Raw genomic sequence first — 7,192 nt, forward strand, 5'->3', positions numbered from 1 at the left:
GCTAGGCGGGGCAAAAAACCGCGTGAAGCGGCGGCCGGCGGCGTCTATGGTGCCGCCGACGCCGCTTCACCGGTCGAACGACCAAGGCTGCGAGGCAGCTGAGACAAGGTTTGACAGACATGGCCATTCCCCCGCGCTCAGGCCAGGACGTGGACCCCAAGCTCCTGGAAATCCTGGTCTGCCCGCTCACCAAGGCGCCGCTGGAATATGACCGCGCGCGGCAGGAGCTGATCTCGCGCCCGGCCCGCCTCGCGTTTCCGATCCGCGACGGCATCCCGATCATGCTGGCCGACGAAGCGCGCACCCTCGACGAGGCGGAACTGAACGAGCGCCGCTGAGGGCGGAACCAGCTTTCCGATAACCCGTTGACGATAAAAGGGGCCGCCACGACCGTGCGGCCCGAGATCGCGACGGAGGGCTGCGCTGCGCAGCCAAGGGACGGAGGGTGACACCATGGCGGCGCGCGCCTTCTGGACCGGCTATCTGAAGCTCTCCCTTGTGACCTGCCCAGTCGCCATGATGCCGGCCACCAGCGCCAGCGGCCAGGTGCGCTTCCATACCGTCAACCGCAAGACCGGCGACCGCGTCGCAGCCCGCTATGTCGATGCCCTCACCGGCAAGCCGGTGGACGAGGACGACGAGGTCAAGGGCTACCCGGTGGGCGAGGACGCCTACGTCATGCTGGAGGACGCCGACCTCGACGCCGTGCGGCTTGAGAGCACCCGCACCATCGACATCGACCGCTTCGTCGATGCCGGCAGCATCGGCTGGATCTGGTACGACCGGCCGCATTTCCTCACCCCGGCCGACAAGGTGGGCGAAGAGGCGTTCTGCGTCATCCGCGACGCGATGGCCGCGACCGCCACTGCCGCCGTCTCGCGCCTCGTGCTCTACGGGCGCGAGCGCGCCGTGCTGCTGCGGCCGGACGGCAAGGGCCTGGTGCTGTGGACGCTGCATTTCGGCAACGAGGTGCGCCCGGAAGACGCCTATTTCACCGGCCTCGCCGACGCGCCCAAGCCCTCGCGCGACGCCGCGGCGCTGATCGGCAAGCTGATCTCGGGCAAGATGCTGGACTGGTCCGACGACCTGGTGGAGGATCCGGTCCAGGCCCGCCTGCTGGAACTGATCGCCGCGCGCAAGAGCAAGGCGCGCCGCCCGCGCAAGGCGGCGGCCTCCGGGAAGGCCGAAGCCGCGCCCGACCCCGGCAGCAACGTGGTGGACATCACCGAGGCCCTGCGCCGCTCGCTGGCCGCCGAAAAGGCGCCCCGCCGGGGGAAATGAACCGCCCGGCGGTCGCGCTCGCCTTGCCGCGCGGCTCTTGGCTTCCGCCGCAGCGCGCCCATGGCATCCCTGCCCTATGCCGTCGACCGCGCCGTCATCCCCCGGCTCGTCCGGGGGATCCACTTCGCCGCCGGGCGGGCGTCTGCGTGCGGCGTCGGGGGCAAGCCGTCGGGTGGATGCCCTGGACAAGCCGGGGCATGACGGCGGTTGGGGGGCCGGGGAAGTGCGCCCCCGCCGCTTACTTCTTGCCGGGAGCGGCGGCGGCCACCTTGGGCGGCGGCAGGAGCTGGAGCGCCTGCACCACCTGCTGGCCGAAGCCGTTCAGCAGCGCGTTCTGCTCCGCCACCGACGTCGCCGGAAGCGCCGCCACCACGCGGCAGTAGGAGACGATGATCGCGTTCGCCACGTCCGCCAGCTTCGCCTTGGGGTTCTGCGCCGCGAGCGTGGTGGCGAGCGAGGATGCGGTCGATCCCGAGACCGGCGGCTTGGGCTTGCCCAGCGCCTTCGCTGCGGCGGCCGAAAGGGCGGCCGGCACCGCCTTGCCGTCGTCCGCCGGGCAGGCGAGCTTGGCCGCGAGCGAGGCCGGCTCCTTCACCACCAGGGACGTCCCCACCGGCAGCGCCCAGATGATCGGCTGGCTGTCCACCGGGCCCGACACGGTACGGCGCGAGACCTCCATGGCGGCCTGCAGCGTGAAGCGCCGCAGCTCCGAATACTTCTGCCAGTCCGGCGCCTTGCTCTTGGCCACCACCGGGCAATAAGCGGCGGTGAGCGCGTCGACGATGGTGCCGTTGCCGGCGTCGGAATTGGTGGCCTTGTAGGTGTCCACCATCATGGGAATGGAGCGCTGCCCCCCCGCCATCATGGACGAGAGCGCGGCCACCGCCTTCGGATCGGGACCGTCGGCGCCGGGCGCGCCGCCCACGTCCGGACAGGAAAAGGCGGAGGCGGCCTGCGTGCCGTAGTCCGGCACATGGGCGGTGGCGCGCCAGGCGGCGACCATGCCCGGCGTCACGTTGGCCGGCGCCGCATTGCCCCAGGAGGTGCGCACATAATTGGCGAGGTCGGCGATCTGGCCGTCGTCGAGCCGGCCGGCGAAGGACGGCATGGCGCCGTAGGTGCCGCCCGCGGGCAGGCCGCCGAGCACCGCCATGATGACGTTGTAGGGCTCCGCAGCCACCACGGCCGGATTGCCGGCGAGCGGCGGGATGGTGTCGGCGCGGCCGGTGCCCTTGTCGAGGTGGCAGGCGATGCAATTGTCCACATAGAGCGTCGAGCCGCGCGCATAAGCCTGCGGCGACAAGGGGGAAGCGGCCTGCGGCGCCGGGCGGTCCGGCGGCGGCGGGGCGTCCATGAGGTAGGTGACGAGCGCGGTGCGGTCGGCATCGGTGAGGAAGGTGAGCGAATCGTGCACCACCTCCGCCATCGGCCCGAACACCGAGGTCTTGCCGGTGGCCGAGCCGCTCTTGAAGAAGGCCGAGAGGCTGTCGTCGGTCCAGCCGTTCTTCTTCAGCGAAGCGGTGTCGATGTCCGGCGCCCAGAAGCCGTCGATCTCGGCGCCCTGGAACAGGTGCTTGGCCTTGGTGGCGCCCATCAGGTTGCGCGGGGTGTGGCAGTCCGAGCAGTGGCCGAGCGCGATGGCGAGATAGGCGCCGCGGTTCCACGCCTCGCTCTTGCCGGCCGTCGGGGCGAAGCGCTTCTCGGTGAAGAACAATTCACGCCACGCGAGCATGCCGAGGCGGATGTTGAAGGGGAAGGCGAGCCCGTTCTCCGGCGGCGTGTTGGGGATCGGCGGGATCTGCCGCACATAGGCCCACAGCGCCTTCATGTCGTCGTCCGAGATGCCGGTATAGGCGTCGAACGGCATGGCCGGGTAGAGGTAGGCGCCGTCGGCCCGGATGCCGTTGCGAACCGCGTTGACGAACTGGTCGTAGGTCCAATCGCCGATGCCGGTGGACCGGTCGGAGGTGATGTTGGGCGAGAAGATGACGCCGAACGGCGTGTTCAGCCCGAGCCCGCCGGCGAACGGCTTGGCCTTGGGATCGGCCGAGTGGCAGGGCATGCAGTCGCCCGCCTTGGCGAGGTATTCGCCGCGCGCAATCAGGGCGGCATCGTCCGCAGTCTGGGCGAAGGCTGGGCCGCAGGCCAGCATGCCACCCGCGACGAGCGCGCCGAACACATTGATAACCCTGCGCATTCCTGCCCCCTTATGTCGTCGCCCGCGTCGCCGAACCCGCCCGTCCGCGCCGCTGCGCGAAAGAATCGTGTCTTAGCCCTAGCTTGGACATCTTACAAAATAGCGACGCCATTGCAGCCCGGACTTTCCCGGAGGACGACGCTGCGGGGCGAGTTGCCGGGGGCGGCGGGCTTTGCCACATAGGGGGGCCAGAGGACCTGACATGACCGCGCCCCACCCCGCCCCCGCCGCCCGCTCCATTGCCGTGGAGGCGCTGACGCAGTCCGAGGCCGCGAACGAGCACGCGGCGCTCGCGGACGAGATCCGCCGCCACGATTCCCTTTATTATCAAAAGGATGAGCCGGAGATCAGCGACGCCGAATACGACCTCCTTCGGCGCCGCTACGAGGACATCGAGGCCCGCTTCCCGGAGCTGAAGGGCGAGGGCAGCCTCTCCGAGCAGGTGGGCGCCGCCCCGTCCGAGAAGTTCGGCAAGGTGACCCACGCGGTCCCCATGCTTTCGCTGGCAAATGCCTTTTCCGATCAGGAGGTTGAGGAGTTCGTCGTCCGTGTCCGACGGTTCCTCAACCTCAAGGACGGGGACCAGCTGGCGTTCACCTGCGAGCCCAAGATCGACGGGCTATCCTGTTCACTGCGCTACGAAAACGGGCGCCTCGTGGTGGCCGCCACCCGCGGCGACGGGCAGGAGGGGGAGGACGTGACGGCGAATGTCCGCACTATTCCCGTTATTCCCGTCCAAATCCCGGCCGGTCCCGCGCAAATCTCGCAAAATCCCGACTCGGAGGTCCCGCCGGTCCCGGATGTGCTGGAGGTGCGCGGCGAGGTCTACATGTCCGCCGCCGATTTCGCGGCGCTCAACGCGCGGCAGGCGGAGGCCGGCGAGAAGGTCTTCGCCAATCCGCGCAACGCCGCCGCCGGCTCGCTGCGCCAGCTCGACCCGGCCATCACCGCCGCCCGGCCGCTGAAATTCTTCGCCTATGCCTGGGGCGAGGCCTCCTCCCTTCCGGCCGACACCCAGCACGGCATGGTGGAGGCGTTCGCCCGCTGGGGCTTTCCCACCAACCCGCTCACCATCCGCGCCACCACGGCGGCGGAGCTGATCGCCCACTACCGCAAGATCGAGGAAGAGCGGACGCGGCTCGGCTACGACATCGACGGCGTGGTCTACAAGGTGGACCGGCTCGATCTGCAGCGCCGGCTCGGCTTCGTCTCGCGCTCGCCGCGCTGGGCGCTGGCCCACAAGTTCCCGGCGCAGCAGGCGACCACGGTGCTCGACGAGATCGAGATCCAGGTGGGGCGCACCGGGGCGCTCACCCCTGTGGCGAAGCTCCGGCCCGTCACGGTGGGCGGGGTGGTGGTCTCCTCCGCCACGCTGCACAACGAGGACGAGATCGCCCGCAAGGACATCCGCATCGGCGATACGGTGGTGGTGCAGCGGGCGGGCGACGTGATCCCCCAGGTGGTGCGGGTGCTGGCCGAGCACCGCCCGCCGGGCACCCTGCCCTACGCCTTCCCCCACACCTGCCCCGCCTGCGGCTCCCACGCGGTGCGCGAGGTGGACCCCAAGACCGGCAAGGAGGACGTGGTGCGCCGCTGCACCGGCGGCCTTGTCTGCCCGGCGCAGGCGGTGGAGCGGCTGCGCCACTTCGTCTCCCGCAACGCCTTCGACATCGAGGGGCTGGGCGAGAAGCAGGTGGCCGCGCTCTATGAGTGGAACCTCATCCGCTCCCCCGCCGACATCTTCACGCTGGAGGCGCGCAACGCGAAGGACCTCCAGCGCCTTGAGAACCGCGACGGCTGGGGCCGGACCTCGGCCAAGAACCTTTACGCCGGCATCGAGGCGCGGCGGCGCGTGGCGGTGGACCGCTTCGTGTTCGCGCTCGGCATCCGCCATGTGGGCGAGACCAACGCCCGCCGCCTGATGCGCCATTACGGCACCGTGGAGGCCCTGCGCGACGGGGCGCTGGCGGCGGTCATGCCGGGGGAAGACCACCCCAAGGGCAACGAGGCCTGGGCCGAGATGATCGCCATCGACGGCATCGGCGCCGTGGTGGCCGAGGCGGTGGTGGAGTTCTTCGCCGAGCCGCGGAATCTGGACGTGGTGGCGGCGCTGCTCGCCGAGGTGGAGCCCCAGCCGCTGGAGCGCGTGGCGGCGGAAAGCCCGGTGGCCGGCAAGACCGTGGTGTTCACCGGCGCGCTGGAGCGCATGACCCGCGACGAGGCGAAAGCCATGGCCGAGCGGCTCGGCGCCAAGGTCGCCGGCTCGGTCTCCGCCAAGACCGATCTGGTGGTGGCGGGGCCGGGCGCCGGCTCCAAGCTGGAGAAGGCGCGCGGGCTGGGGGTGGAGGTGATTACCGAGGACGAGTGGTTTGAGCGGGTGGGGTGAGGGGGCCGGGGCGTGTTCAACAGTCTTGAGTTTTGTTGAACACGGGAGAGCACCACCGGATCACCGTCGCCCATGGGCCAACCGCATCGCGCCTCGCCACATCCCCGCAAAACCGCCGTTGTGCTCCGGCTTGACCGGAGCATCCACGCTCCATCCCCGCATCGCGCCCGGCCGCCAGATGGGCCCTCCGGTCAAGCCGGAGGGCGACGGCGGTGAGGGGGGCAGCGGAACGCAGAAAACCCGCACCACCGTCATGCTCCGGCTTGATCGGAGCATCCATACACCCTCCCCGCCTCGCGCCCGGCGGAGAGATGGGCCCTCCGATCAAGTCGGAGGGCGACGGCGGTGAGAGGAGCGGATGTCGGCGGCAACACCGCCCAACCGGATCACATCCAGCCGCATCCCCAAATACCGCCGCCATGCTCCGGCTTGACCGGAGCATCCAAGCCCTGGCCAACCACCCGCCACCCCGTCATTCTGCCTGCAACCGCAGCGGAGCCGGAGCATGGCGCGGCGCTATTTCGTCTACCTCCTCGCCAGCAGACCGCGCGGGACGCTCTATGTGGGCGTGACGAACCACCTGACGCGCCGCGTGTTCGAGCACCGGCTCGGCACCGGACCCGGCTTCACCCGCCGCTACCATGTCCATCGCCTGGTCTGGTTCGAGACGCACGACACGGCGCTTGGCGCCATCCAGCGCGAGAAGCGGCTGAAGGCGTGGCTGCGGCAGTGGAAGATCGATCTGGTGGAGAAGGACAATCCCGACTGGCGCGACCTGTTCGACGAGATCGCGCTCGGGTGAGCGGGGCGGCGCCCGTGCGGGCAAAACCGCCGTCATGCTCCGGCTTGACCGGAGCATCCAAGCGACCTCCCCGCATCGCGCCCGGCCGCCAGATGGGCACTCCGGTCAAGCCGGAGGGCGACGGCGGCGAGGGGGGCAGCGGAACGCAGAAAACCCGCACCACCGTCATGCTCCGGCTTGACCGGAGCATCCAAGCGACCTCCCCGCATCGCGCCCAGCCGCCGGATGGGCCCTCCGGTCAAGCCGGAGGGCGACGGCGGCGAGGGGGGCAGCGGAACGCAGAAAACCCGCACCGCCGTCATGCTCCGGCTCGACCGGAGCATCCACGCCCCCTCCCCGCCTCCCGCCCGGCCGCCGGATGGGCCCTCCGGTCAAGCCGGAGGGCGACGGCGGCGAGGGGGGCAGCGGAACGCAGAAAACCCGCACCGCCGTCATGCTCCGGCTCGACCGGAGCATCCACGCCCCCTCCCCGCCTCCCGCCCGGCCGCCGGATGGGCCCTCCGGTCAAGCCGGAGGGCGACGGCGG

The 7,192-nt window shown here is 70.5% G+C and carries 5 protein-coding genes; 4 read left to right on the plus strand and 1 reads right to left on the minus strand.

The features are described from left to right. Positions 1 to 119: 119 nt before the first annotated feature. A complete protein-coding gene (locus D9R14_RS07345; protein ID WP_121622660.1) occupies positions 120 to 338 on the plus strand; it encodes a Trm112 family protein in 219 nt (72 codons plus the stop codon). 115 nt (positions 339 to 453) lie between these two features. Then, a complete protein-coding gene (gene ku, locus D9R14_RS07350; protein WP_121622661.1) occupies positions 454 to 1,281 on the plus strand; it encodes a non-homologous end joining protein Ku in 828 nt (275 codons plus the stop codon). A 238-nt stretch (positions 1,282 to 1,519) separates the two neighbouring features. Here the strand turns inward: ku and D9R14_RS07355 are convergent, their stop codons facing one another. Continuing rightward, the gene (locus D9R14_RS07355) at positions 1,520 to 3,478 is read right to left on the minus strand and encodes a c-type cytochrome (RefSeq protein ID WP_121622662.1); all 1,959 of its coding nucleotides are present in this window, start codon (positions 3,476 to 3,478) and stop codon (positions 1,520 to 1,522) included. A gap of 202 nt (positions 3,479 to 3,680) precedes the next feature. On the opposite strand from D9R14_RS07355, the gene ligA reads away from it, so the two are divergent. Continuing rightward, the gene (gene ligA, locus D9R14_RS07360; RefSeq protein WP_121622663.1) at positions 3,681 to 5,864 is read left to right on the plus strand and encodes an NAD-dependent DNA ligase LigA; all 2,184 of its coding nucleotides are present in this window, start codon (positions 3,681 to 3,683) and stop codon (positions 5,862 to 5,864) included. Between the two features lie 505 nt (positions 5,865 to 6,369). Next, complete coding sequence (locus D9R14_RS07365) at positions 6,370 to 6,666, plus strand: GIY-YIG nuclease family protein (RefSeq protein ID WP_121622664.1); 297 nt, start codon at positions 6,370 to 6,372, stop codon at positions 6,664 to 6,666. The last annotated feature ends 526 nt before the right edge of the window (positions 6,667 to 7,192 follow it).

The sequence above is a fragment of the Xanthobacter tagetidis genome (genome assembly GCF_003667445.1).
Taxonomy (GTDB): Bacteria; Pseudomonadota; Alphaproteobacteria; order Rhizobiales; family Xanthobacteraceae; genus Xanthobacter; species Xanthobacter tagetidis.